The following is a 23,853-nucleotide window of genomic DNA, read 5'->3' on the forward strand; positions in this document are numbered from 1 at the left end:
GAGTAAATGCAGATCACATTAACCGGTGGTTGTGGGGCTTCGTGAAAAATGCAATCGAGTTTAGTGCGGCAAATTGCCACTTGGCTTTTCATATGAGTGTCGCCGACCGCTCAATGTCTTTCGACGAGGAAATCGGTGATCGTGCGGAGCAGGACAAAGCGGAGATGAGCCGGCGCGAGCCCGAGCATCATCGGGGGCTGCGCAGTTCGAGAAGGAGGGAGCGCAAGCGTCGAGCGCGATTCCTAAATCACATCCGCCAGCGAATGCCCGTGCAGCTCGATGCTCAGCCCCTGCATGCCCATGTCGTTGATCTCGCCGCCCATCGCCTTGAGGCTTTCCTCGCGGATCAGCGACATCAGCCCGCGGCGCAGCGCCAAAAACTCCGACGACATCATCATCGATTGCTGCCGCGGCCGCTCCAGCGGGATCGGGATCTCTGCCTTGATCGAGCCGGGGCGCGCGGTCATGCAGTAGACGCGGTCCGACAGGAAGATGGCCTCGTCGATGTCGTGAGTGACGAACAGCACCGAGATCTTCAGCCGCTGCCACATGTTGGTGAGGATCTGCTGCATGATGACGCGCGTCTGCGCGTCGAGCGCGCCGAACGGTTCGTCCAGCAGCAGCACCTTTGGTCCGGTCGCGAGCGCTCTTACGATGCCGACGCGCTGCTTCATGCCGCCTGAGAGCTTTTCCGGATAGTGCTTCTCGAACGCCTCCAGCCCGGCAAGCCCGAGCAGGGTGCGCGCGGCGCGCTCGCGCTGCGAGCGAGGCATGCCGCGCATCTTCAGGCCGAACTCGACATTCTCCCGTACCGTTTTCCAGGGAAACAGCGAATATTGCTGGAACACCATGCCGCGCTCGGCGCTGGGGCCATTCACACGCTCGCCATCGACGGTGACGATGCCCGTGGTCGGCTTGAGGAAGCCGGCCACGGCGTTAAGCAGCGTCGACTTTCCGCAGCCGGAAGGGCCGACAATCGAGACGAACTCGCCGGGCTTCACATGGATCTGCGTGTCGGTGACGGCCTGAACCGGTCCCTCGATGGTCTCGTAGGCGAGGGAGAAGTTCCTAACCTCGATATGGCCCTTCGACGTGTTCGCAATCACCTCGCTCATGTCGACCTCCACGGCATCACCAATTGCCCGGCGCCGCGGATCAACAGGCTCGATCCAAGCCCGAGCACGCCGATCGCGATCATGCCGAGCGCGATGTCGGCATACTGGACCAGCGAATACGCTTCCCAGGTGAAATAGCCGATGCCGTACTGGCCCGAGATCATCTCGGCGGCGATCAGCGACACCCAGGCCACGCCCATGCCGACGGTGAGGCCGGTGAAGATGTGCGGCAGCGAGGCCGGGAAATACACTTCGCGGAAGATCGAGCGCTCGCGCGCGCCGAGACATTGCGCTGCACGCACCAGCACGGGATCGACCAGCGACATGCCATGCAGCGTGTTGACGAGGATCGGGAAGAACGAGCCGAGGAAAGTGATGAAGACGATGCTCTGCTCGTTGGTTGGCCACAGCATGATCGCCATCGGCACCCAGGCGATCGCCGGAATCGGCCGCAGCACCTCGGCGACCGGGAAGATCACCTCGTGCACCAGCTTGAAGCGGCCCATGATCAAGCCGAGCGGCACCCCGATGATCGCCGCCAGCGAGAAACCGATGAAGATGCGCCGGCAGCTGAGCAGGATATGCATCAGGAATTTGGGGTCGTGAATCGCCTTGGTGAAGCTCGCATAGACCGCGAGCGGCGAGGGCACGTTGGTGAAGCGCACGAAGAACACGACGCGATAGGTCGTGAGCAGATGCCAGACCAGGAGGAACGCGAGCAGCGAAATGACGCCGATCGCGGTGGCGCGCAGACCCGCCCGATTGAGCCGATACCAGCGCAGCGCGAGCGTGCCGAAGGAGGCGGGGGGCGCGGGGGGCGTAACGGCAGGGAGGGGGCCCGCCTCTGCAATTGCTGGCATGCTGTCCTCGGGATGTCTGACAAGAGCGGGACTGCTCACGTCTTGCCTCCCCCAACCGCCGCTTTCACAGCGTCCTCGAAGCCAAGCACCTTGCCGCTGATCTTGGCCGCGTAGGCTTCGGCGTCCTTCTTCAGCAGGAACGGCGCGACATCGCCATTGCCGACCGCGAAGAAGGCCTGGTCGGCGAACAGCTTGATACCGCGGGTGGTGTCGAAGACGTAGGCGACGTTGATTTTCTTGCCCTTGGTCTTGAAGTCGGCGTACGCGCCGAGCGTGCAGGCGGCGGACGAGAAGGGCATGATGCCGGCATCATCCACCCAGACCTCGCCGGCCTTGCGCGGATCGGCGATCGGCTTCTTGCAGAAGGCATCTTCGCCGGAGATCTCGTAATTCTTCGTGCTTGCAAGCTGCGCGTCGTAGTCGAGCCTCATCTCGGCATAGGCCTTGCGGATGTAACTGTCGTCGACCCATTTCTTCGGATCGAACTCCTTCATACGGCCGAGATTTTGCAGCACCTTGACGTCGGCGGCGGCGGCATCGATCAGAGCGGGCTTGATCGTGGGATCGGTGGTCATGTTGCCGCTGGGGCCGAGGAAGATGTAGACGACCTCCTTGTTGATGCCCGTCCATTCCTGGATCTTCTCGGCGGCAAGCTTGGGATCGTCGCGCAGCCACTGATTGGCAGCGATGACCGCCTTGAAGTAGGCGACGACGACCTCCGGATATTTTTCGGCGAAATCGGTACGGACCACAATGCCGTGGAAGGTCGGCAAGTTCGTCTCGACGCCGTCGAAGATCTTTCGCGCAAAACCGCGGAACGGCAGCAGCTCGGCGAAGGGGACGAAGTCGGCGTGGGCATCGATCTTCTTCTCCTGGAGATTGGTCGAGCCGACCTCCGGGCTCTGGCTCACGAGCTGGAAAAAATCGGATGCATAGCCGCGGTCCTGCATCGCCTTCAGCACCATGCCGTGCGCGGCAGAGCCGAAGGGCACGCTGACGAGCTTGCCCTTGAGATCGGCGAGATCGTAATAGGGCGAGTCCTTGTGGACGACGAGGCCGTTGCCCGAGCCGGACAGGCTGTAGGCGGCGACGCCGATCAGACGGCTCTTGCTCTCCGGGTTGCTCTCGAAGGTGAAGCCGTTCACGATCAGCGGATAGTCGCCCATCATGCCGATCTGCAGCTTGTTCGCCATCATCGCGTTGGTGACGGGCGGACCGGAGGTGAAATTCTGCCACTCCAGCTCGAACTTGATGTTGGCGTATTTGCCGTCCTTCGGCAGGTACTTTTCGAGCAGATGCAACTGGCGGATGACGACGCCCGCGGTCACTGTGTTGGTCGTGGTGTCCTGCGTTCCGATGCCGAGCGTGACGGTCTCCGCCGAAGCCGGCTGCGTGACGAGTAGCGCCAGCGACGTCACCGACATCGCGATCGAGTGCGTGGGAAGATGGCGGACCATTCTCATCCTCATTCGGTTGGATGTGCTGTGGTTGCCATGATTGAGTGAGGGCGCAGGCAGGGCAAATCCGGAGTGGCCGCCGCAGTCGATTAGTTGCCGGGAAAAGCTGATTGCATACTCCTTGAGCAGTCCTGCACTATAAAGCCGCTTGCCTGAGCACCGGCCTTGGTCCCAAATTTGTCTAGTCCGATGCGTGACCGCGCATCTCCTCCAGCACGTCGGCCCGGCACACCACGATCTGCGACCGCTTGGTCAGGACGATTCCTTTCTCCTGCATCCGCTTCAGGCTGATCGTGACCCATTGCCTGGTGGCGCCAACCATGTGGGCGATATCGGCGTGAGTGAAAGCGGCGGCGATCACGGTGCCATCGGCGTCATCGACGCCGTAGAGCTCGACGAGATGCAGCAAGAGATGCGCAAGGCGCTGCGTGATCGAGCGTGTCCCCAGCATCTGCGCCAGGGCGGAATAGCATTTGCCCTTGAAGGTGAGGCCTTCGATCAGGCCGATGGCGAGATTCGGGATCTCGGCGGCAAGGGACCGTAGTTCTTTTCCGGGCAGGTGCACGACGCTGCAATTGCTGGAGGCAACGCCGGACCACTGGTGCACGGTGCCCTCGAACACTTCGGGGCCGCCGACGAAATTCCCGACATGCCAATAGGCGAGCGTGATCTCGCGCCCCTGCGGCGAGGTGTAGAACACGCGGATGCGGCCGCTCTCGATCAGCCAGATGCCGTCATGCTTGCCGCCCTGGCTGAACAGCGTCTGGCCTCGGTTGAGCACCTTGCGGCGGCCCTGCTTCAGCACCAAGTCCCGCTCGCGCGGCGAGAGCTTGTCCATCAACGGTGGTGGACCGCCGATCCATTGCTGGTTCTCGGTGAGCAGCAGCGAGGAACTGACCGCAGGCCGCATCGCTGCGGGAACAGCCCCGCGAACCGCATTCGCCGCCTGCAACATCGCCGCCTCCGGAACGTTCAAATCGTTCTAAAGAGGAGCAATGTCCGTGCCAGATGTGGGAGCGCTCGTGGTACGCCACCGCAATTTACTCATCGCCCGCGAAAGCGGGCGATCCAGTATTCCAGAGACGTCAATGGGATACGGAGGGGCCGCGGCGTACCTGGATGCCCCCGGTCAAGCCGGGGCATGACAGCGGAATTTGCGGTTCTACGCTCGCGTACCTCGCGTGGCGTCACCTACTGCTCGGCCAAGCTCAGCAGATATGGCTTCGGGTAAATCCCCCGGTTATGCCCGTCCGAAAAAGAGATGTTCAGCCCGTAGCCGAGATCGCCGATCTCGGTGATCGCAATCCCCGGAAATGCTTCCGGGAAGCGGCCATCGAAGCGGGCGCGGGTGCAGTGGGCGCATTTGCAGGAGAGCCGGAGCTTTTCGGCAGGGACGCTGAGCGCGTCGTCCTCCGCGGTGCGGACGAGGAGCGAGGCGAGATCGGTGCTTGCCTCGTAGTCGGCCACGGTCGGTGCCACCAGGGTCATGGTCATGACGAAACCTCCGGCTCTCTTCTAGGTCGGCGCGTGGCAGCATGAATAGCAACTAATTGCCGGCGCGCATGCGTGATGATGGCGGTTCGTGCCTTCGCTTCGGTCATCGCTCGCGAAATGTGAAACTAATCGACCGGGAATTTCACTTCCGAATTGCCGGACTCTCCTCTCTGCGAAACCTTGTGCGTCATCGATGGCGAAGGAGAGATCATGAGCGCATTTCAGAAAGAAACAGTTCTGTCGGTCAAGCATTGGACCGAGTCCCTGTTCAGCTTCACCGCGACGCGCGATCCCGGCTTTCGTTTCCAGAACGGCCAGTTCGCGATGATCGGGCTGGAGGTCGAGGGCAAGCCGTTGATGCGGGCCTACAGCATGGCCAGTGCCAATCACGAGGAGGCGCTCGAATTCTTCTCGATCAAGGTGCAGGACGGTCCGCTGACCTCGCGCCTGCAGGAGATCCGGGAGGGCGACATCATCCTGGTCGGCCGCAAAGCGACGGGCACGCTGATCACCGGCAATCTCATTCCCGGCAAGCGCCTGTTACTGCTCTCGACCGGAACGGGCCTTGCGCCGTTCGCCAGCCTGATCAAGGACCCGGATGTTTACGAGAGCTACGAGACCATCGTGCTCGCCCATGGCTGCCGACAGGTCTCCGAGCTCGCTTATGGCGAGCACCTCGTCGAAGGTCTTCGCAATCACGAGTTCTTCGGCCCCTTGATCCGCGACAAGCTCGTTTACTACCCGACCGTCACCCGCGAGCCGTTCCGGAACCGCGGCCGCATCACCGACCTGATCGCCTCCAACCAGCTCTTCGACGATATCGGCCAATCCGGCCTCGACATCGAGACCGACCGCATCATGCTGTGCGGCAGCCCCGCGATGCTCGAAGAGCTGCACGCGATGTTCTCCGCGCGTGGTTTTGTCGAGGGCAATCACAGCCAGCCCGGCCATTTCGTCATCGAAAAGGCCTTCGTCGAGCGCTGAGGCGCAAATCGCATCCCGGCGACAACTAATTGCTATCGCCGGGACGCCGACTGAACAAATCTGACGCAAAGGCGCCGGGATCGGCGAACCAGGAGCAAGTGATGGCACTAGATCAGATCGTCGACGGACTTTCGGAAGTTTCCTGCGATGTGCTGGTGATCGGCGGCGGCACGGCCGGCCCGATGGCGGCGCTGAAGGCGAAACTGAAGAACCCGAAAGCCAATGTCGTCCTGCTCGAAAAGGCCAACGTCAAGCGTTCCGGCGCGATCTCGATGGGCATGGACGGGCTGAACAATGCCGTCATTCCCGGCTACGCGACGCCCGAGCAGTACACCAAGGAAATCACCATCGCCAATGACGGCATCGTCGACCAGAAGGCGGTCTACAAATACGCGCAGAACTGCTTTGGCATCATCGAGGAGCTCGACGGCTTCGGCATCCGCTTCCTGAAGAACGAGAACGGCGACTACGCCGTCAAGAAGGTGCATCACATCGGCACTTATGTGCTGCCGATGCCGAACGGCGAGACGGTGAAGAAGGCGCTCTACCGCCAGCTCCGCCGCGCCCGCATCCTGATTTCCAACCGCTACATGGCGACGAGGCTGCTGAAATCCGCCGAAGGCCGCATCGCCGGCGCAGTGTCGGTCAATACCCGCACGGCCGAGATGCTGGTGATCAAGGCCAAGGCCGTGATCCTCTGCATGGGCGCCGCTGGCCGCCTCGGCCTGCCGACTTCCGGCTACCTGTTCGGCACCTATGAGAACGCCGCCAATTCCGGCGACGGCTATGCCATGGCCTATCATGCCGGCGCAGCGCTCGCGAACCTCGAATGCTTCCAGATCAACCCGCTGATCAAGGACTATAACGGACCGGCCTGCGCCTATGTCGCCGGTCCCTTCGGTGCGTACACGGCGAACAATGAAGGCTCGCGCTTCATCGAATGCGACTACTGGTCCGGCCAGATGATGCTGGAATTCTACAACGAACTCCTCTCGGGCAAAGGCCCGGTGTTCCTCCAGCTCAAGCATCTCCACCCGGATACGATCTCGGAAATCGAATCCACGCTGCACAAGGTGGAGCGTCCGACGCGCGGCCTGTTTCAGCAGGGGCGCGGGGTCGATTACCGCAGTGAGTCGATCGAGATGCACATCTCCGAGATCGGCTTCTGCTCCGGCCACAGCGCCTCCGGCGTGTTCGTCGACGACAATGCCCGCACCACCGTGCCTGGCCTCTATGCCGCAGGCGACATGGCGAGCGTGCCGCACAATTACATGCTGGGTGCCTTCACCAACGGCTCGGTCGCCGGCATAGATGCGATGGAGTTCGCCGACAGCCACGATTTTGCGGAGTTCGACGCCGCCGACGTCGCCATGGAGCGCGACCGCGTGATGGCGCCGACCAAGTGCGAGGACGGCATTCCGCCGAACCAGATCGAGTACAAGACCCGGCGCCTCGTCAACGATTATCTCCAGCCGCCGAAGGTCACGCGCAAATACGAGCTCGGCATGCGCCGTCTCGCCGAGGTGCGGGAGGACATGCAGGAGCGCATGATCGCGCGCAACGCGCACGAGCTGCTCCGCGCCCTCGAAGTGCAGTCGATCATGGATTGCGCCGACATGGCCGCGCATGCCTCGCTCTATCGCGAGGAGAGCCGCTGGGGCCTCTATCACTGGCGCACGGATTTCCCGGAGAAGGACAACGAGAACTGGTTCTGCCACACGCTGCTGAGCAAGCGCGACGGCAAGATGACCAGCGAGAAGCGCGCAGTCGAACCGTACGTCGTGCCGGTCGCGGACGACGAGAAGGATCTTTACGACAAGCAGCGCATCCGCGCCTCGGCTTGATCCACCAGAACACAGCAACAGGAGACATCAAATGCCTCTCGCGTCCTATCAGACATCGGTTCCGGTGGTCGTCGACGACGCCAAGTGCATCGCGGACAAGGGCTGCACCGTCTGCGTCGACGTCTGCCCGCTCGACGTGCTGCGCATCAGCGAGATGACCAACAAGGCTTACATGGCCTATGACGAGTGCTGGTACTGCATGCCTTGCGAAGCCGATTGCCCGACCGGTGCGGTCACCGTCAACATTCCCTATCTGTTGAGGTGATCATGTCGAGCCCGTTCGAGTCCTATGACGACCTCGAAGACGCCGACGAGCGGCTTCAGGCTGCCGATCCCGCCGAGCGCCGCGTCGCCATCATCGCGCTCGGCCATTCCGGCGATCCTGCCGCGGTCGCACATCTCGCCAACATGGTCGCCGATCCCGATGCGGGCGTGCGCCAGCAGGTCGCGATGGCGCTCGGCGAGTTCGATGGGCCGGAGGCCGCGAGCGCGCTGGTCAAGCTGCTTGTCGATCCCGAAAGGATCGTTGCGGCAGCCGCGGCCGACAGCATGGCCGAGTTCAAGGATCCCGCCTGCGCCGTCATCATCCTGCCGTTGGTCAAGCACGCCCACGCCTTCGTCCGCATGGGCGCGCTGCGCGCGCTCAAGGAATTGCGCTGCAAGGACACGCTGAAGCCGGCGCTGGAAGCGCTCCACGACGCTGACGCCGCCGTGCGCGTGCAGGCGATTGGGGTGATCGGCTTCCTCAAGCTGGAAGAATCCATTCCCGCGCTGACCGCGCTGATCAACGATCCGGACGCCCATGTACGCCGTGCCGCCGTGAGCGCGTTGGCCTTCTCGCAGATGAAGCCTGCGGCGGAGACGATCACGCGCGCACTGAAGGACTCGGACTGGATGGTGCGTGAAATGGCCGCGGAAACGTTGGGTCTTAACGTGAACGGCTCGTTGGCCGCCGACCAGCTCATCGCCTGCCTTACCGACGAGTTCTGGCAGGTCCGGCTGAAGGCGATCCGCAGCCTCGGCAAGATGAAGGTTGAGCGCGCCGTGCGGCCGATCGGCCATTGCGTCAACCACGATCAGGCGAATTTGCGGAAAGAGGCCGCTGCGGCGTTGGGCGAGATCGCCCATCCCGACGGCGAGGCGTTCCTGGCCGTCGTTGCCGACGATCCCGATCCCGACGTGCGCAAGAACGCGCGCTGGGCGCTGCAGCAGATCGCGGCGCGAAAGGCGCGGGCGGGGGCATAGCGGCTGCACTGGACTTCCCGCGCCAGACGTTTATTGGTCTTCGCGAATCGGGCCGGCCGCTGGTTGAATGCGGCTGGTCCTGAAAAACAGCGAGGACGCGGCCATGACGACATTGACGGTGAAAGACCTTCTCCCCGAGGATGGAACGCGGGGAACGCTGGCCGGCCGTGTCTGGCTGCCCCAGGTGAATGGTCCGGCCGTCGTTGCTGTGCGCGGCGATGGCGTGTTCGACGTCACCGCCGATTTTCCGACCATCAGCGCGCTCTGCGAAGAGGACAATCCGGCCAAGGCACTTGCTGCGACCAGGGGCGAGCGCATCGGCGATCTCGAAGCCATTGTCGCCAATACCGCGCCCGATGGTCGTGATCCCAAGAAGCCGTGGCTGCTCGCGCCCGTCGATCTCCAGACCCTAAAAGCCGCCGGCGTCACCTTCGCGATCTCGATGCTGGAACGCGTCATCGAGGAACGCGCCAAGGGCAATCCGGCCTCGGCCGAGGCAATCCGCAAAGAGGTGACGCGGCTGATCGGCGATGATCTGTCAAAGCTCAAGCCGGGCTCGGACCAGGCGATGCACCTGAAGCAGGTGCTGATCGATCAGAACGCGTGGAGCCAGTATCTCGAAGTCGGCATCGGCCCGGATGCCGAGGTCTTCACCAAGGCGCCGACCCTATCCTCGGTCGGCACCGGCATGGATGCCGGGCTGCATCCGAAATCGACCTGGAATAATCCGGAGCCCGAGCTCGTGCTGTTTGTCTCCAGCCGCGGCAAGATCGTCGGCGGCGCGCTGGGCAACGACGTCAACTTGCGCGACTTCGAAGGACGTTCGGCGCTGCTGCTGTCGAAGGCCAAGGACAACAACGCCTCGTGCTCGATCGGCCCGCTGCTGCGCCTGTTCGACGACACCTTCACGCTCGACGACGCGCGCAAGCTGGACATCAGCCTGAACGTCACGGGCACGGACGGCTTCGTTCTCGACGGCCATTCCTCGATCAGCAAGATCAGCCGCGATCCGACCGATCTCGTTGCGCAGACCATCGGCAAGATTCATCAGTACCCTGACGGCTTCGTGCTGTTCCTCGGCACTATGTTTGCTCCCGTGAAGGATCGCGATGCGCCGGGGCAGGGGTTCACCCACAAGCGCGACGACATCGTCACGATCTCGGCGCCCCAGCTCGGCAAGCTCGTCAACCGCATGCGCACCAGCGACGAGTGCGAGCCCTGGACCTTCGGCATCGGCGCGCTGATGAAGAACTTGGCGCAGCGCAAGCTGATTTAGCGGCGGGCTTCACCTCGCCCCGCTTGCGGGGAGAGGTCGAATTCGATCGAAGATCGAATCGGGTGAGGGGGCTCTCCGCGAGTCTCTCTGTCACCATCTTTGCGGAAGCGGCCCCTCACCCCAACCCTCTCCCCGTAAGAACGGGGCGAGGGAGCGCACCTTTGCTGCGACGGCCGCTAACGCCGCCCGCATCGGCGCAAAACTTCCTTCATCTCCGCATTGCATCTCCGGAACAAAATCGCGCTGAGCGTGTCATAGTAGGGCGCGCCGCCGCTCTGCGTATTTTCCCCTAAATAGTCAAATAATATGACTAGTCGGAACCCATCTTCCGTGAAATAGTGCCTTCCGTCGGGTCAAAGGCCGGCCAGCGGGTGCCATGCTACCAATCGACGCCCCGGATAAACATGTTGGGAGACACGCCTGATGACCCCTAAAGTCCTCTTTGCGGCCAGCGCCATGGCCGCCTTGCTGCTCGCACTGCCGGCCAGTGCCGGCCAGCTCACCATCGGTTTCTCGCAGATCGGATCGGAATCCGGCTGGCGGGCGGCTGAGACGTCGGTCTCCAAGCAGGAAGCCGCCAAGCGCCAGGTCAATCTCAAGATCGCCGACGCGCAGCAGAAGCAGGAGAACCAGATCAAGGCGATCCGCTCCTTCATCGCGCAGAACGTCGATGCGATCTTCCTTGCGCCTGTCGTCTCGACGGGCTGGGAGTCGGTGCTGAAGGAAGCCAAGGAGGCCAAGATCCCGGTCGTGCTGCTCGACCGCGATATCGATCCTTCCGGCAAGGACCTCTATCTCACCGCCGTCACCTCCGACAGCGTGCATGAAGGCGAGGTCGCCGGCGACTGGCTGGCGAAGACTGTCGGAACCAAGGCCTGCAACATCGTCGAACTGCAGGGCACGGTCGGCGCCAGCGTCGCCGCCAATCGCAAGAAGGGCTTTGACACTGCGATTGCCAAGCATGCGAACCTGAAGGTGGTGCGCAGCCAGACCGGCGACTTCACCCGCGCCAAGGGCAAGGAGGTGATGGAGAGCTTCATCAAGGCCGAAGGCGGCGGCAAGTCGATCTGCGCGGTCTATGCCCACAACGACGATATGATGGTCGGCGCGATCCAGGCGATGAAGGAAGCCGGCCTCAAGCCCGGCAAGGAGATCCTCACCGTCTCGATCGACGCGGTCCCCGACATCTTCAAGGCGATGGCCGCCGGCGAAGCCAATGCCACGGTCGAGCTGACGCCGAACATGGCCGGGCCCGCGCTCGATGCCATCGCGGCCTTCAAGGACAAGGGCACGGTTCCGCCGAAATGGATCCAGACCGAGTCCAAGCTCTATACCGCGGCCGACGATCCGCAGAAGATCTACGACAGCAAGAAGGGCCTCGGTTACTGAGGCGGGCATACGCCGGACTGCTTCCAGCGGTCCGGGGCCCCCTTCGAAACCGCTGCGCGAACGAATAGGCTGGGCGTCCGCATCATGTGCGGGCGCCGGTGGGAGTGACGTCGCGATGGAAAACAGCCTTGATCCTGCTCTGCCGCTGCTGGAGGTGCGCGGGATCAGCAAGAGCTTTGGTGCGGTGCGCGCGTTGCAGGAGGTCGATTTCACGCTGCGCGCCGGCGAGATTCATGCGCTGCTCGGGGAGAACGGCGCCGGCAAGTCGACGCTGATCAAGGTCGTCACCGGCGTATTTCCGCGCGATGCCGGCACTGTCAGGCTCGGTGGTGAAGAGGTTGCGCCGCGTTCGGCCAAGGCTGCGCTGCAGGCCGGCATTGCCACCGTCTACCAGGAGGTCAATCTGCTGCCGAACCTCTCGGTGGCGCAGAACCTGTTCCTCGACCGCCAGCCCATGCGTTTCGCGATCGTGCGCGAAGGCGAGATGCGCCGCCGCGCAAAGGCGTTGCTCGCGGATTTCGGCCTCGACATCGACGTCGCCGCGCCGCTCGGCAATTATTCGGTGGCCGTCCAGCATGTCACCGCGATTGCTCGCGCGGTGGATCTCTCCGCGCGCGTGCTGATCCTGGACGAGCCGACGGCGAGCCTCGACCGTCACGAGGTCGAGATTCTCTTCGGCATCATGCGCAAGCTCGCCGGGCGAGGCATCGGCATTGTTTTCGTCAGCCACTTCCTCGACCAGGTCTACGAAATATCGGACCGCATCACCGTGCTGCGCAATGGCCGCCTCGTCGGCGAGCGCGAGACCGTCTCGCTGCCGCGCCTTGAGCTGATCCGCATGATGCTCGGCCGCGAGCTTGCGGAAACCACCAGCGCGCGGGCGGCAACGCGCGAGCATCAGGCCCGCGAGGTCTGTGCGAGCTTCGAGAGTTACGGCAAGGCCGGCTATGTCGCGCCCTTCAATCTCGAGCTGCGCCACGGCGAGGTCGTTGGTCTCGCCGGCCTGCTCGGCTCGGGCCGGACCGAGACGGCGCGGCTGGTGTTCGGCGCCGAGCGCGCGGACCGTGGGCAGGCGAGGGTGGGGGGCGCGCCGGTGCGGCTGCAGTCGCCGCGCGACGGCGTGCGCCACGGCTTTGGCTATTGTCCGGAGGAGCGCAAGACCGATGGCATCGTCGCCGAGCTCAGCGTGCGTGAGAACATCGTGCTCGCGCTCCAGGCCAAGCGCGGCCTGCATCGGCCATTGTCGCGCCGCGAGCAGGACGAGATCGCGCGCCGCTATGTCAAGATGCTCGACATCCGACCGCCCGATCCCGAGCGTCCCGTCGGCCTGCTCTCCGGCGGCAACCAGCAAAAAGTGCTGCTGGCGCGCTGGCTCGCGACCTCGCCGCGGCTTCTCGTGCTGGACGAGCCGACCCGCGGCATCGACGTTGGCGCGCATGCCGAAATCATCCGCCTGATCCGCGAGCTCTGCGATAACGGGCTTTCGCTGCTCGTGATCTCCTCTGAACTCGACGAGATCGTGACCTATTCCGACCGCGTCGTGGTGCTACGCGACCGGGCCCATATCGAGGAGCTCGCGGGCGAGGCGATCGACGTCGGCAACATTCTCGTGGCCATTGCAGCCGACGGTGCTGCCCCAGCACATGGGGCTCACGCATGACAGCGCTGCTGCCGCGCCGCGGCATTGCCCAGATCCTGGCGCTGATCGTCATCCTCGCGGTCGACCGCGTGGTGTCGCCGCAATTCTTCGACCTGCGCCTCCAGGACGGCCGGCTGTTCGGTAGCCTGATCGACGTGCTCAACCGCGGCACGCCGGTCGCGCTGCTCTCGCTCGGCATGGTGCTGGTGATCGCGACGCGTGGCATTGATCTCTCGGTCGGCGCGGTCATGGCGATCTGCGGCGCGATCGCGGCGAGCCTTGCCGACAGTCACGGCCTGCCGATGGTGCTGGCGGCCGCGCTTGGTGCGGGCCTCGTCTGCGGATTGTGGAACGGCTTTCTCGTCGCCGTGCTCGGCATGCAGCCGATCGTGGCGACGCTGATCCTGATGGTGGCGGGGCGCGGCATCGCCCAGCTCATCACCGAGGGGCGGATCGTGACCTTCTCATCGCCGGATCTGGTCTGGCTCGGCAATGGCTCGGTGCTCAGCCTGCCGGTGCCCGTCGTGATCGCCTTGGGCATGCTGATCCTCACCGGTGCGGTGGTGCGCGGCTCGGCGCTCGGCCTCCTGATCGAGGCGACCGGCGGCAACGCGCGGGCGAGCGAGCTCGCCGGTGTCGGCACGCGCGCCATGATCCTTTCGGTCTATGTCTGGTGCGGCGTCTGCGCAGCGCTCGCCGGCGTGATCGCGGCAGCCGACATCATGGGCGCGGATGCCAACAATGCCGGCCTCTGGCTCGAGCTCGATGCTATTCTCGCCGTGGTGATCGGCGGCACCTCGCTGTTCGGCGGCCGCTTCAGCCTCGTTCTGGCCGTACTTGGCGCGCTGATCATCCAGACCATGAATACCGGCATTCTCCTGTCCGGCTATCCGCCGGAGTTCAACCTGCTGGTCAAGGCGGTGGTGGTGCTCGCGGTGCTGCTGCTGCAATCGCCGAAATTCTCTGGCCTCGCCGCGATCGCCGCGCCGCTGCGGAGGACCAAGGCATGAAAGGCCTGCCGCCCGTCCTGATCACGGCCATCGTGCTCGTCGCGGGCTTTGCGCTATGCGCTATGCAATTCCCCAACATCGCTTCCACCCGCGTGGTCGGCAATCTTCTCACCGACAATGCCTTTCTCGGCATCGTCGCTGTCGGCATGACCTTCGTCATCATCTCCGGCGGGATCGATCTCTCGGTCGGCTCGGTGATCGGTTTCACCACCGTGTTCGTTGCGCTGGCGATCGAGCGCTGGAGCGTGCCGCCGCTGGTCGCCTTCGTCGCCATCCTCGCGCTGTCAGTGGCCTTTGGCGCGGCGATGGGCGCGATCATCCATGTCTTCGACCTGCCGCCCTTCATCGTGACGCTGGCGGGGATGTTCCTCGCTCGCGGCGCGAGCTTCCTGCTGTCGACGGAATCGGTGCCGATCGCCGCGCCGGTGTATTCCACCGTGTCGGACTTCGCGCTGCGGATGCCCGGCGGCGGGCGATTGACGGCGATCGCAATCATCATGATCGCGATCGTGATCGGCGGCGCCATGCTGCTGCATCTCACGCGGTTCGGCGCCAACGTCTATGCGCTCGGCGGCAGTCGCACGACCGCAAGCCTGATGGGCGTTGCCGTCGGCAAAATGACGATCAAGATTTACATGCTGTCGAGCTTGCTCGCAGGGATCGCCGGCATCGTCTTCTCCTTCTACACCAGCGCCGGTTATTCGCTCTCCGCCGTCGGCGTCGAGCTCGACAGCATTGCGGCCGTCGTGATCGGAGGCACGCTGCTCACGGGCGGGCAGGGCTCGGTGATCGGCACCTTCCTCGGCGTGCTGATCCAGGGCTTGATCCAGACCTACATCAATTTCGACGGCACGCTGTCGAGCTGGTGGACCAAGATTGCGACCGGCGTGCTGCTGTTCGCTTTCATCGCCTTGCAGCAGGGGCTGGTTGCGCTTGCACGCCGGCCGGTGAGGAAGAGTGCAGGAGCAACCACATGACCTCGCGCATCGTCGTCATCCCGACGCGGCGGGCCCACTCCAACCATGCGGAAGTGGCTCGCTCGATCGGCGTCGACATCATCGCCGGCCGCTATGCGGAGGGGACGCGGCTGCCAGGTGATGCCGAGATGATCGCGATGTTCGGAGTGTCGCGGCCGGTGCTGCGTGAGAGCGTGAAGACGCTGGTCGCCAAGGGGCTGCTCACCACCAAGGCGCGGGTCGGCACCGTCGTGCGCGAGCGCGGCGCCTGGAACATGTTCGATGCCGACGTGCTGGCCTGGCACCTGGACGCCGGAATCGACAAGCGCTTCCTCAACGATCTTGCCGAGATCCGTCTCGCGGTCGAGCCGCGTGCGGCGATGCTCGCAGCGGCGCAGCGGTCCGAGGAGGACCTGGTCGAGCTCCGCCGCAGCATGGAGCGCATGCGGCATGAGGCGTCCGACTCGGTGGGCTTTGCCGATGCCGATCTCGCGCTTCATGTGGCCGTGGCGCGTGCCTCCGGCAATCTGTTCATGCGCTCGATCGGGCATGTCATCGAGGCCGCGCTGCGCGCCTCGTTCCTGCTCAGTGCCCCGGTCGAGCCGGAGGACCGCGACACTGTGCTGCTCTGGCATCAGAAGATCGTCGATGCCATCGCCGGCGGCGACGCCGACGCCGCTTCCGAGGCGATGATCTTCGTCATTCACAACGGTATGCATCGCCACGAGGACGCCGCGATCGAGACTGCGCCGGGCGAGGCGCTGCCATCCGCGAAATCTGGAGAAAGATCGTGACCGAGCTTCGCATCGCCATCGTCGGGTTCGGCAAGATCGCGCGCGACCAGCATGTCGGCGCCATCGCCGCAGTGCCGGGTGCGACGCTGACCGCGGTTGCCAGCCGCAACGCCTCGCTGCCGGGACTGCCGCATTTCGCTACCATTGAGGAATTGCTGGAAAAAGGGCCGCCGATCGACGCGGTCTCGCTCTGCACGCCGCCGCAGGTGCGCCGCGCCCAGGCGGCAGCCGCGCTCGCTGCCGGCAAACATGTCATGCTGGAGAAGCCGCCGGGCACCGGCGTCGCCGAGCTCGATCCGCTGATCGCGATGGCGGCGGAGGCAAAGCGAACGCTGTTTGCGACCTGGCATTCGCGCCATGCGCCTGCGGTCGAGCCGGCGCGGCAATGGCTCGCCGAGCGCCGCATCAAATCCGTGCACATCAGCTGGAAGGAAGACGTCCGTGTCTGGCATCCCGGCCAGGGCTGGATCTGGGAGCCGGGCGGTCTCGGCGTTTTCGATCCGGGCATCAATGCGCTGTCGATCCTGACCAGGATTCTGCCGAAGCCGGTGTTCGTCACCGCGGCCGAGCTGGCCTTTCCAGCCAACCGCCAAGCGCCGATCGCGGCGAACCTGACACTGACGGATATCAGCGGTCTGCCTGTGACTGCCGAGTTCGATTTCCGCCAGACCGGGCCGCAGAGCTGGGATATCCTTGTCGAAACCGATCAAGGCCGGCTGATTCTGTCCAGCGGTGGCGCGCGCATGGCCGTCGATGGCAAGGTGCTTGCCGAGGCGCCGGATGAGGAATATCGCGGACTCTACCGGCGCTTCGTCGAGCTCGCGGCGACCGGCGCAAGTGACGTCGACCTGACGCCGCTTCGCCTCGTCGCCGACGCCTTCCTGCTGGGCAAGCGCACGATCGTCGAACCGTTCGTGGATTGAGCATGGCCGCATCAAAAATCACAAGAGACGTCTTCGGGACGCTGCCGGATGGCAGCAAGGTCGAGCGCGTCGCGCTGCGCGGCGAGGGCGGCTTCGAGGTGCGCATCATCACCTACGGCGCCGTGCTGCAAGCGCTGATCGCGCCGGACGCGCTAGGCGGCTACGATGACGTCGTGCTCGGCCACGACACATTTGCCGCCTACCTCGCCGAACGAAAATTCTTCGGCGCCACGGTCGGCCGCTACGCCAACCGCATCGCCAAAGGACAGTTTTCGCTCGATGGCGAGACGGTGCAGCTTCCCGTCAACAACGGTCCGAATGCGCTGCATGGCGGGCTCGAGGGTTTTGATCGCAAGCTCTGGGAGATTGTGGACATCGACGAGGGCGCCGAGCCCGCGGTAACGCTCACCTATGTCAGCCCGCATGGCGAAGAGAACTATCCCGGCCAGCTCGACGTCCGCCTGACCTATCGCATGACCGGCCCGACCGAACTGTCGCTCGTCATGGAGGCGCGGACGGACCGGCCAACCATCGTCAACCTGACCAACCACAGCTTCTTCAATCTCGAGGGTGCGACATCGGGTAGGTCCATTCTCGATCACAAGCTGACGGTCGCAGCAGACCATTTCCTTGCCATTGATGCCACGGCCATTCCGCTGCCGGAACCGCCGCGCGCGGTTGCCGGCACGCCGTTCGATTTCCGCGAGTGGCGGCCGGTCGGCGAGCGGATCCGTGAGAGCGATCAGCAATTGCGAAACGGCAGGGGCTACGATCACACCTATTGCCTCGGGCGCGACGGCAAGCTTGCGCTCGCGGCGCACCTCGAGGCGCCACGCTCCGGGCGCATCATGGAGCTGTTCACCGATCAGCCCGGGCTCCAGGTCTATTCCGGCAACTATCTCGACGGCACCGTTTCGGGCAAGGGCGGCAAGCTCATCCGTCAATCGGACGCCATGTGCCTGGAGCCGCACATCTGGCCTGACGCGCCGAACAGGCCGGACTTCCCGAGCCCGCGCCTTGATCCCGGCGGGGTGTATCGCCATCACACGGTTTATCGCTTTTCAGTGAGGTCGCCATGATGGAACAGGTGCCCACGACTGTCCTCTCGGACCATCCTTGCCATCTCGGCGAAGGTCCGACCTATGACGTGACCACCGATACGGCCTGGTGGTTCGACATCCGTGAAGGGCTGCTGTTCGAGGCGCGGCTCGGCAGCGGCGGCATTCGCGTCCACGCACTCGGCCGGATGGCCAGCGCGCTCGGACGCATCGATGCCGAGCGGCAGTTGATCGTGGCGGAAGACGGGCTCTACATCCGCACACTCGCCGACGGCGCGATTACGCTGTTCTGTCCGCTCGAAGCGGACAATCCGGCGACGCGCTCAAACGATTGCCGTGTGCATCAATCCGGAACGTTCTGGATCGGCTCCATGGGCAAGAGGGCCGAGCCGAAGGCGGGCGCGATCTATGCGCTCCATCGCGGCAAGATCTCGACACTGTTTCCCGGCATCAGCATTCCCAATTCGATCTGCTTCTCGCCTGACGGTGCCACTGGCTACTTCACTGACACCTTGCGCGCCGTGCTCTACGCGGTGCCGCTCAATCCTGCGACCGGCCTGCCACGCGGCGAGCCGGAGGTGCTGTTGCGCCACACCGGCATCGGCGGCCTAGATGGGTCAGTATGCGACGCCGACGGAAAGATCTGGAATGCCTGCTGGGGTGCGGGCCGTATCGATGTCTATTCTCCGCAAGGCGAGCGCCTTCGCTCGCTGAGCGTGCCGGCAAAGCAGGCGAGCTGTCCCGCCTTCGTCGGCCCCGATCTGTCGCGCCTCCTCGTCACCTCGGCATGGCAGGACATGGACGCGGCCGCGCGCGCCGCCGATCCGCAAGCCGGTTGCACTTTTTTACTGGAGGCATCCGCGCGCGGACGCGCGGAACCCGACGTCAAGCTCGCATAGGAGACCAGAAGCAGCCCACGACCACGTTCTCGACGCTACGAAGAAGACAGTCTGACACCCAAGGGAGTGAAATATGCTGAAATTGAAGACGACATTTCTCGCGCTGGCGCTGGCCGGTGCTGCCACGATGGCCGCAGGCGTCACCGCCTCCGCCCAGAAGGCGACGGTCGGCATCGCCATGCCGACCAAATCGTCGGCGCGCTGGATCGACGATGGCAACAACATGGTCAAGGTGCTGAAAGAGCGCGGCTACAACACCGACCTGCAATATGCCGAGGATGACATTCCGAACCAGCTCTCGCAGGTCGAGAATATGGTGACCAAAGGCGCCAAGGCGCTGGTGATCGCTGCGATCGACGGCACCACGCTGTCCGACGTGCTCAAGCAGGCGAAAGCAAAAGGCATCACAGTGATCGCCTATGACCGCCTGATCCGCGGCACGCCGAACGTCGACTATTATGCGACCTTCGACAATTTCCAGGTCGGCGTGCTCCAGGCGCAATCGATCGAAAAAGGCCTCGGTCTCAAGGAAGGGAAGGGTCCCTTCAACATCGAGCTGTTCGGCGGCTCGCCCGACGATAACAATGCCTACTTCTTCTACAACGGCGCGATGAGCGTGCTGAAGCCCTATATCGACAGCGGCAAGCTCGTCGTCGTGTCCGGCCAGATGGGCATGGACAAGGTAGCGACCCTGCGCTGGGACGGCGCCACCGCGCAGGCGCGCATGGACAATCTGCTCAGCGCCTACTACGGCAACAAGAAGATCAATGCCGTGCTGTCGCCCTATGACGGCATTTCGATCGGCATCATCTCCTCGCTGAAGGGCGTCGGCTATGGCAGCGCCGACCAGCCCATGCCTGTTATCTCGGGCCAGGACGCCGAGGTGCCCTCGATCAAGGCCATGCTGCGCGGCGACCAGTCTTCGACCATCTTCAAGGACACCCGCGACCTCGCCAAGGTGACTGCCGACATGGTCGACGCCGCGCTCGCCGGCAAGGAGGTCACCGTCAACGACACCAAGACCTATGAGAACGGCGTCAAGACCGTGCCGTCCTATCTGCTCAAGCCGGTGGTGGTCTACAAGGACAATTGGGAGAAGGTGCTGGTCGACAGCGGCTACTACAAGAAGGCGCAGTTCCAGTAAATTTCTTGCTCCGTCATTCCGGGGCGATGCGAAGCATCGAACTATGGTGCGCGATTGCGCACCTGAGAATCTCGAGGTTCCGGGTTCGCCCTACGGGCGCCCCGGAACGACGTTGATTTAGGGACACGAAGCCATGACCGCCATGCTGGAGATGCGCAACGTCAGCAAAAGCTTTGCCGGTGTGCAGGCGCTGCGTGACGTCAACTTCTCGGTTCACGCCGGGCAGATCCACGCCCTCGTTGGCGAGAACGGCGCCGGCAAGTCGACGCTGATGAAGGTGCTGAGCGGGGTCTATCCGCATGGTAGCTACGAGGGCACCATCGTCTTCGAAGGCGAGGAACGGCGCTTCCGCGACATCAACGATTCGGAGGCGCTCGGCATCATCATCATCCATCAAGAGCTGGCACTGATCCCGCTGATGTCGATCGCGGAAAACATCTTCCTGTCGCATCCGCCGTCGAAGCTCGGCGTCATCGATCGTGACGAAGTGTACCGGCGCACGCGCGAGCTGCTGGCGCAGGTCGGCCTAAGGGAATCGCCTGATACGCTGATCACCGATCTCGGAGTCGGCAAGCAGCAGCTCGTCGAGATCGCCAAAGCACTATCCAAGCGGGTGCGGATGCTGATCCTGGACGAGCCGACTGCGAGCCTCAACGAGGCCGATAGCGCTGCGCTGCTCGAACGCCTGATGGCGTTCCGCGAGCAGGGCATCGGCTCGATCCTAATCTCGCACAAGCTGAACGAGGTCGCCAAGGTCGCCGACCACATCACCGTGCTGCGCGATGGCCGCACCGTCGACAGCATCGACTGCCATGCCGAGCCGATCCAGGAAGACCGCATCATCCGCAGCATGGTGAACCGCGATATGGCGCACCGCTTCCCCGAGCGTAGCGTGAAGATCGGCGAGCCCGTGCTCGACGTCGCGAACTGGTCGGTCTATCACCCCATCCATCCCGATCGGCAGGTGATCAAGAACGTCAATTTCGGCGTCAGGCGCGGCGAGGTCGTCGGCATTGCCGGGTTGATGGGCGCCGGCCGCACCGAATTCGCCATGAGCCTGTTCGGCCGCTCCTGGGGCACCAATATCAGCGGCAGCCTCCGCCTCGAGGGCAGGGAGATGGCGCTGCCGAGCGTCGCGGCCGCGATCGACGCCGGCCTCGCCTATGTCACCGAGGACCGCAAGCAGCTCGGCCTGATCCTCGCCGACGACGTCCGCAAGAACATCACGCTGGCGAGCCTCGACCAGGTCGCGCCCGGCCGCGTGATCGATGACATCGCCGAGCTGAAGGTCGCCAGCGACTACCGCAGCAGGATGCGGATCCGCTGCTCCGACGTCTACCAGGAGACCGGCCAGCTTTCCGGCGGAAACCAGCAGAAAGTCGTGCTGTCGAAATGGCTGATGACCGACCCCAAGGTTCTCATCCTGGACGAGCCGACAAGGGGTATCGACGTCGGTGCCAAATACGAGATTTACTGTATCATCAACGAGCTGGCGGAAGCCGGCCGCGGCGTCGTGGTGATCTCCTCGGAGATGCCCGAACTGCTCGGCATCTGCGACCGCATCTGCGTCATGAACGACGGGGCCTTCGTAGGGGAATTCAGGGGATCGGAGGCGACGCAGGAGAAGATCATGCGCGCCATCATGCGCAACGAACGAAGCATTGGGAACGCCGCGCCCGCGGCCGCGGAGATGGGAGGATTGCAGCCATGACCGACAAGACGGTGTCGCTGCCCGAGGAGCGCCGGCACGGCAGCTTCATCAAGAACAACTTGCGCAACTACGGCATGCTGATGTCGCTGGTCGCGATCATGCTGTTCTTCCAGGTCGTCACCGGCGGCACGCTGCTGCAGCCGCTCAACCTCACCAATCTGGTGCTGCAGAACAGCTACATCGTCATCATGGCGCTCGGCATGCTGCTGGTGATCGTCACCGGCCATATCGACCTCTCGGTCGGTTCGGTCGCGGGCTTCATCGGCGCTGTCGCCGCTGTTCTCATGGTGACCTACAAGGTCGATTACACGCTTGCCTTCATCGTCTGCCTCCTGGTCGGTGCCGCCATTGGCGCCGCACAGGGCTATTGGGTGGCCTATTTCAAGATCCCGTCCTTCATCGTCACCCTGGCGGGGATGCTGGTGTTCAAGGGACTGGCGCTGGCGGTGTTGCAGGGCCAGTCGCTCGGCCCGTTCCCGCCGACCTTCCAGAAATTGTCCTCGGGCTTCATTCCGGAGCTGCTGCCCGAGGCCGGCACGCTGCATCCGACGTCCATGCTCATCGGCGCCGTGCTCGCGCTCGGCCTCGTCTACGCCAGCGCCAAGGGCCGGTCGCGCGAGCAGTCGCACGGCATCGAGGTCGAGCCCTACGCGTTCTTTCTCGGCAAGAGCATTTTGCTGGCCTGCGCCGTGCTCTATTTCACCTACCTGATCGCCTCGCATCGCGGTCTGCCCAACGTGCTGGTGATCATGAGTGCGCTGATCGCCCTCTATGGTTTCGTGACCCGTCGCACCGTGATCGGCCGGCAGATCTACGCGGTCGGTGGCAACGCCAAGGCGGCAAGCCTGTCGGGCATCAAGACCGAGCGGCTGACCTTCCTCACCTTCGTCAACATGGGCGTACTGGCCGCGCTCGCCGGCCTCGTCTTCGCCGCGCGCCTCAACACCGCGACCCCGAAGGCCGGTCTCGGCTTCGAGCTCGACGTCATCGCCGCCTGCTTTATCGGCGGCGCCTCGGCCTATGGCGGTGTCGGCCGCGTCGGCGGTGCCGTGGTCGGCGCCATGATCATGGGCGTGATGAACAACGGCATGTCCATCCTCGGCATCGGCATCGACTATCAGCAGGTCATCAAAGGCCTGGTGCTGCTGGGAGCGGTGTGCATCGACGTTTACAACCAGCGGCGATAGTTTCAGTAACTTTGTAGGGTGGGCAGAGGCGCCCTTGCGCCGTGCCCACCTTTTCCATGACTACGACGAAAGCGGCGAGCGCGCCTTCGCCCTTGAGCTGTGGCAAGCGCTTTGGCCAGCTGACTCGATTGCTCGCGCCGCACTCATCCTCAGGATTGCAACACCGGAACCAGCCCGTAGCGCAGCATCGTTTCCTTCATTTTGGCCGGATCAGGCGCGCCGGTGGATAGCAGGGCCGCCATGTCCTTGAAGTATTGTGGGCCGAGTACGCCGGGGCTGAGGATGCACAGGCAGGTCGCCGGTCGGGGCGAACGGTTGATAAAACCGTGCACCACGCCGCGCTTGATGAAGAGGCTTTCGCCCGGCGCCACGTCGATCTCCTTCGCGTCGATACGCCAGGTCGAGATGCCGCTGAGTCCATAGATCGTCTCGTCCCAGCGATCGTGATAATGCGGAATCGGCATGCGCGCGTTCGGCTGTAGCGTCATCTCGAATAGGTCGAGGCCGCCGGCGGTGTCATCCTTGCTCTGTAGGAACGTCAGCTGCAGCGCGCCAAGGTTGATGATCTCAGGCATGGCGAACTCATCCAGTCGTGTGGAGCGCGATATTAGCGCACGACGCCAGGAAGCCAAGACGGAGGAAGCCAAACTACCCGAGACCCACATGGAGCAGGTGCCCTTGCTGTGCAGTGCCGCAACGGCGCCATACAATGCGACCGAGGCAGCGCATTGGTGTCGGAGACGAGCGGCTCGACCAGTCGGGCCGCGACGCCGCGACCTCTTCCTTCCCGGCCGCGTCGCGATCTTTTCCGACCGTGCGCTGAATGCATCGCTCTATCGCTGGCTTGCGGAATGGTTTGCAGCTGGTT

At 63.8% G+C, this 23,853-nt stretch carries 22 protein-coding genes; 16 read left to right on the top strand and 6 right to left on the bottom strand.

Annotated elements, in window-relative coordinates; all coding sequences use genetic code 11:
* Positions 1-242: 242 nt before the first annotated feature.
* The 5 genes from YU9_RS0105305 to YU9_RS0105325 form a co-directional block, all read right to left on the bottom strand.
* A complete protein-coding gene (locus YU9_RS0105305) occupies positions 243-1,115 on the bottom strand; it encodes an ABC transporter ATP-binding protein (protein ID WP_027571837.1) in 873 nt (290 codons plus the stop codon).
* Positions 1,112-2,014: an ABC transporter permease gene (locus YU9_RS0105310; protein ID WP_027571838.1), complete on the bottom strand. Its 903-nt coding sequence runs from the start codon at positions 2,012-2,014 to the stop codon at positions 1,112-1,114. The genes YU9_RS0105305 and YU9_RS0105310 overlap by 4 nt, the downstream gene beginning before the upstream one ends.
* Complete coding sequence (locus YU9_RS0105315) at positions 2,011-3,432, bottom strand: ABC transporter substrate-binding protein (protein WP_027571839.1); 1,422 nt, start codon at positions 3,430-3,432, stop codon at positions 2,011-2,013. Before YU9_RS0105315 ends, YU9_RS0105310 begins: the two co-directional genes overlap by 4 nt.
* A 181-nt stretch (positions 3,433-3,613) precedes the next feature.
* Positions 3,614-4,387 (bottom strand): Crp/Fnr family transcriptional regulator, encoded by a 774-nt coding sequence (locus tag YU9_RS0105320; protein ID WP_027571840.1) that lies wholly within the window; start codon positions 4,385-4,387, stop codon positions 3,614-3,616.
* A 236-nt stretch (positions 4,388-4,623) separates the two neighbouring features.
* Positions 4,624-4,920 carry a gamma-butyrobetaine hydroxylase-like domain-containing protein gene (locus YU9_RS0105325; protein ID WP_027571841.1) on the bottom strand — a complete coding sequence of 99 codons (297 nt, stop codon included), beginning with the start codon at positions 4,918-4,920 and terminating at the stop codon, positions 4,624-4,626.
* Between the two features lie 216 nt (positions 4,921-5,136).
* Here YU9_RS0105325 and YU9_RS0105330 point away from each other — a divergent pair, with 216 nt between their 5' ends.
* The 16 genes from YU9_RS0105330 to mmsB all read left to right on the top strand — a co-directional run bounded on the left by YU9_RS0105330 (position 5,137) and on the right by mmsB (position 22,985).
* On the top strand, positions 5,137-5,910 hold the full coding sequence (locus YU9_RS0105330; protein ID WP_027571842.1) for a ferredoxin--NADP reductase: 774 nt from the start codon (positions 5,137-5,139) through the stop codon (positions 5,908-5,910).
* A gap of 101 nt (positions 5,911-6,011) precedes the next feature.
* Positions 6,012-7,754, top strand: a complete 1,743-nt coding sequence (locus YU9_RS0105335; protein ID WP_027571843.1) for a fumarate reductase/succinate dehydrogenase flavoprotein subunit — start codon at positions 6,012-6,014, stop codon at positions 7,752-7,754.
* A gap of 31 nt (positions 7,755-7,785) precedes the next feature.
* Positions 7,786-8,019 (top strand): ferredoxin family protein, encoded by a 234-nt coding sequence (locus YU9_RS0105340; protein WP_011085981.1) that lies wholly within the window; start codon positions 7,786-7,788, stop codon positions 8,017-8,019.
* A 2-nt stretch (positions 8,020-8,021) separates the two neighbouring features.
* Positions 8,022-8,999 carry a HEAT repeat domain-containing protein gene (locus YU9_RS0105345; protein ID WP_027571844.1) on the top strand — a complete coding sequence of 326 codons (978 nt, stop codon included), beginning with the start codon at positions 8,022-8,024 and terminating at the stop codon, positions 8,997-8,999.
* Positions 9,000-9,102: 103 nt separating this feature from the next.
* Positions 9,103-10,275 (top strand): fumarylacetoacetate hydrolase family protein, encoded by a 1,173-nt coding sequence (locus YU9_RS0105350; protein WP_027571845.1) that lies wholly within the window; start codon positions 9,103-9,105, stop codon positions 10,273-10,275.
* 423 nt (positions 10,276-10,698) lie between these two features.
* Complete coding sequence (gene ytfQ / locus YU9_RS0105355) at positions 10,699-11,664, top strand: galactofuranose ABC transporter, galactofuranose-binding protein YtfQ (RefSeq protein WP_027571846.1); 966 nt, start codon at positions 10,699-10,701, stop codon at positions 11,662-11,664.
* A gap of 115 nt (positions 11,665-11,779) precedes the next feature.
* Positions 11,780-13,324 carry a sugar ABC transporter ATP-binding protein gene (locus YU9_RS0105360; RefSeq protein WP_027571847.1) on the top strand — a complete coding sequence of 515 codons (1,545 nt, stop codon included), beginning with the start codon at positions 11,780-11,782 and terminating at the stop codon, positions 13,322-13,324.
* The gene (locus tag YU9_RS0105365; RefSeq protein ID WP_027571848.1) at positions 13,321-14,313 is read left to right on the top strand and encodes an ABC transporter permease; all 993 of its coding nucleotides are present in this window, start codon (positions 13,321-13,323) and stop codon (positions 14,311-14,313) included. Before YU9_RS0105360 ends, YU9_RS0105365 begins: the two co-directional genes overlap by 4 nt.
* Positions 14,310-15,290, top strand: a complete 981-nt coding sequence (gene yjfF, locus YU9_RS0105370; RefSeq protein WP_027571849.1) for a galactofuranose ABC transporter, permease protein YjfF — start codon at positions 14,310-14,312, stop codon at positions 15,288-15,290. Before YU9_RS0105365 ends, yjfF begins: the two co-directional genes overlap by 4 nt.
* Positions 15,287-16,063, top strand: coding sequence for a FadR/GntR family transcriptional regulator (locus YU9_RS0105375; RefSeq protein WP_027571850.1), 777 nt, complete (start codon positions 15,287-15,289; stop codon positions 16,061-16,063). Before yjfF ends, YU9_RS0105375 begins: the two co-directional genes overlap by 4 nt.
* Positions 16,060-16,986 (top strand): Gfo/Idh/MocA family protein, encoded by a 927-nt coding sequence (locus YU9_RS0105380; protein ID WP_027571851.1) that lies wholly within the window; start codon positions 16,060-16,062, stop codon positions 16,984-16,986. The genes YU9_RS0105375 and YU9_RS0105380 overlap by 4 nt, the downstream gene beginning before the upstream one ends.
* A gap of 2 nt (positions 16,987-16,988) precedes the next feature.
* Positions 16,989-18,065, top strand: coding sequence for an aldose epimerase family protein (locus YU9_RS0105385; RefSeq protein WP_027571852.1), 1,077 nt, complete (start codon positions 16,989-16,991; stop codon positions 18,063-18,065).
* Positions 18,065-18,943: an SMP-30/gluconolactonase/LRE family protein gene (locus tag YU9_RS0105390; RefSeq protein WP_027571853.1), complete on the top strand. Its 879-nt coding sequence runs from the start codon at positions 18,065-18,067 to the stop codon at positions 18,941-18,943. The genes YU9_RS0105385 and YU9_RS0105390 overlap by 1 nt, the downstream gene beginning before the upstream one ends.
* Before the next feature lie 73 nt (positions 18,944-19,016).
* Complete coding sequence (gene chvE, locus YU9_RS0105395) at positions 19,017-20,087, top strand: multiple monosaccharide ABC transporter substrate-binding protein (RefSeq protein ID WP_027571854.1); 1,071 nt, start codon at positions 19,017-19,019, stop codon at positions 20,085-20,087.
* Positions 20,088-20,220: 133 nt separating this feature from the next.
* On the top strand, positions 20,221-21,798 hold the full coding sequence (gene mmsA / locus YU9_RS0105400) for a multiple monosaccharide ABC transporter ATP-binding protein (protein WP_027571855.1): 1,578 nt from the start codon (positions 20,221-20,223) through the stop codon (positions 21,796-21,798).
* Positions 21,795-22,985 (top strand): multiple monosaccharide ABC transporter permease, encoded by a 1,191-nt coding sequence (mmsB, locus tag YU9_RS0105405; RefSeq protein WP_027571856.1) that lies wholly within the window; start codon positions 21,795-21,797, stop codon positions 22,983-22,985. Before mmsA ends, mmsB begins: the two co-directional genes overlap by 4 nt.
* Positions 22,986-23,134: 149 nt before the next feature.
* Here mmsB and YU9_RS0105410 read toward each other — a convergent pair whose 3' ends face one another.
* Positions 23,135-23,560 (bottom strand): cupin domain-containing protein, encoded by a 426-nt coding sequence (locus YU9_RS0105410; RefSeq protein WP_027571857.1) that lies wholly within the window; start codon positions 23,558-23,560, stop codon positions 23,135-23,137.
* Positions 23,561-23,853 lie beyond the last annotated feature (293 nt).

This window comes from Bradyrhizobium sp. WSM1743 (assembly GCF_000473065.1).
GTDB lineage: Bacteria > Pseudomonadota > Alphaproteobacteria > Rhizobiales > Xanthobacteraceae > Bradyrhizobium.

Bases quoted from the DNA above. Each gene is read 5' to 3' on its own strand.
- YU9_RS0105305 (WP_027571837.1), bottom strand. From the start codon at position 1,115: ATGAGCGAGGTGATTGCGAACACGTCGAAGGGCCATATCGAGGTTAGG.
- YU9_RS0105315 (WP_027571839.1), bottom strand. From the start codon at position 3,432: ATGGTCCGCCATCTTCCCACGCACTCGATCGCGATGTCGGTGACGTCG.
- YU9_RS0105320 (WP_027571840.1), bottom strand. From the start codon at position 4,387: ATGTTGCAGGCGGCGAATGCGGTTCGCGGGGCTGTTCCCGCAGCGATG.
- YU9_RS0105325 (WP_027571841.1), bottom strand. From the start codon at position 4,920: ATGACCCTGGTGGCACCGACCGTGGCCGACTACGAGGCAAGCACCGAT.
- YU9_RS0105330 (WP_027571842.1), top strand. From the start codon at position 5,137: ATGAGCGCATTTCAGAAAGAAACAGTTCTGTCGGTCAAGCATTGGACC.
- YU9_RS0105335 (WP_027571843.1), top strand. From the start codon at position 6,012: ATGGCACTAGATCAGATCGTCGACGGACTTTCGGAAGTTTCCTGCGAT.
- YU9_RS0105340 (WP_011085981.1), top strand. From the start codon at position 7,786: ATGCCTCTCGCGTCCTATCAGACATCGGTTCCGGTGGTCGTCGACGAC.
- YU9_RS0105345 (WP_027571844.1), top strand. From the start codon at position 8,022: ATGTCGAGCCCGTTCGAGTCCTATGACGACCTCGAAGACGCCGACGAG.
- YU9_RS0105350 (WP_027571845.1), top strand. From the start codon at position 9,103: ATGACGACATTGACGGTGAAAGACCTTCTCCCCGAGGATGGAACGCGG.
- ytfQ (WP_027571846.1), top strand. From the start codon at position 10,699: ATGACCCCTAAAGTCCTCTTTGCGGCCAGCGCCATGGCCGCCTTGCTG.
- YU9_RS0105360 (WP_027571847.1), top strand. From the start codon at position 11,780: ATGGAAAACAGCCTTGATCCTGCTCTGCCGCTGCTGGAGGTGCGCGGG.
- YU9_RS0105365 (WP_027571848.1), top strand. From the start codon at position 13,321: ATGACAGCGCTGCTGCCGCGCCGCGGCATTGCCCAGATCCTGGCGCTG.
- yjfF (WP_027571849.1), top strand. From the start codon at position 14,310: ATGAAAGGCCTGCCGCCCGTCCTGATCACGGCCATCGTGCTCGTCGCG.
- YU9_RS0105375 (WP_027571850.1), top strand. From the start codon at position 15,287: ATGACCTCGCGCATCGTCGTCATCCCGACGCGGCGGGCCCACTCCAAC.
- YU9_RS0105385 (WP_027571852.1), top strand. From the start codon at position 16,989: ATGGCCGCATCAAAAATCACAAGAGACGTCTTCGGGACGCTGCCGGAT.
- YU9_RS0105390 (WP_027571853.1), top strand. From the start codon at position 18,065: ATGGAACAGGTGCCCACGACTGTCCTCTCGGACCATCCTTGCCATCTC.
- chvE (WP_027571854.1), top strand. From the start codon at position 19,017: ATGCTGAAATTGAAGACGACATTTCTCGCGCTGGCGCTGGCCGGTGCT.
- mmsA (WP_027571855.1), top strand. From the start codon at position 20,221: ATGACCGCCATGCTGGAGATGCGCAACGTCAGCAAAAGCTTTGCCGGT.
- mmsB (WP_027571856.1), top strand. From the start codon at position 21,795: ATGACCGACAAGACGGTGTCGCTGCCCGAGGAGCGCCGGCACGGCAGC.
- YU9_RS0105410 (WP_027571857.1), bottom strand. From the start codon at position 23,560: ATGCCTGAGATCATCAACCTTGGCGCGCTGCAGCTGACGTTCCTACAG.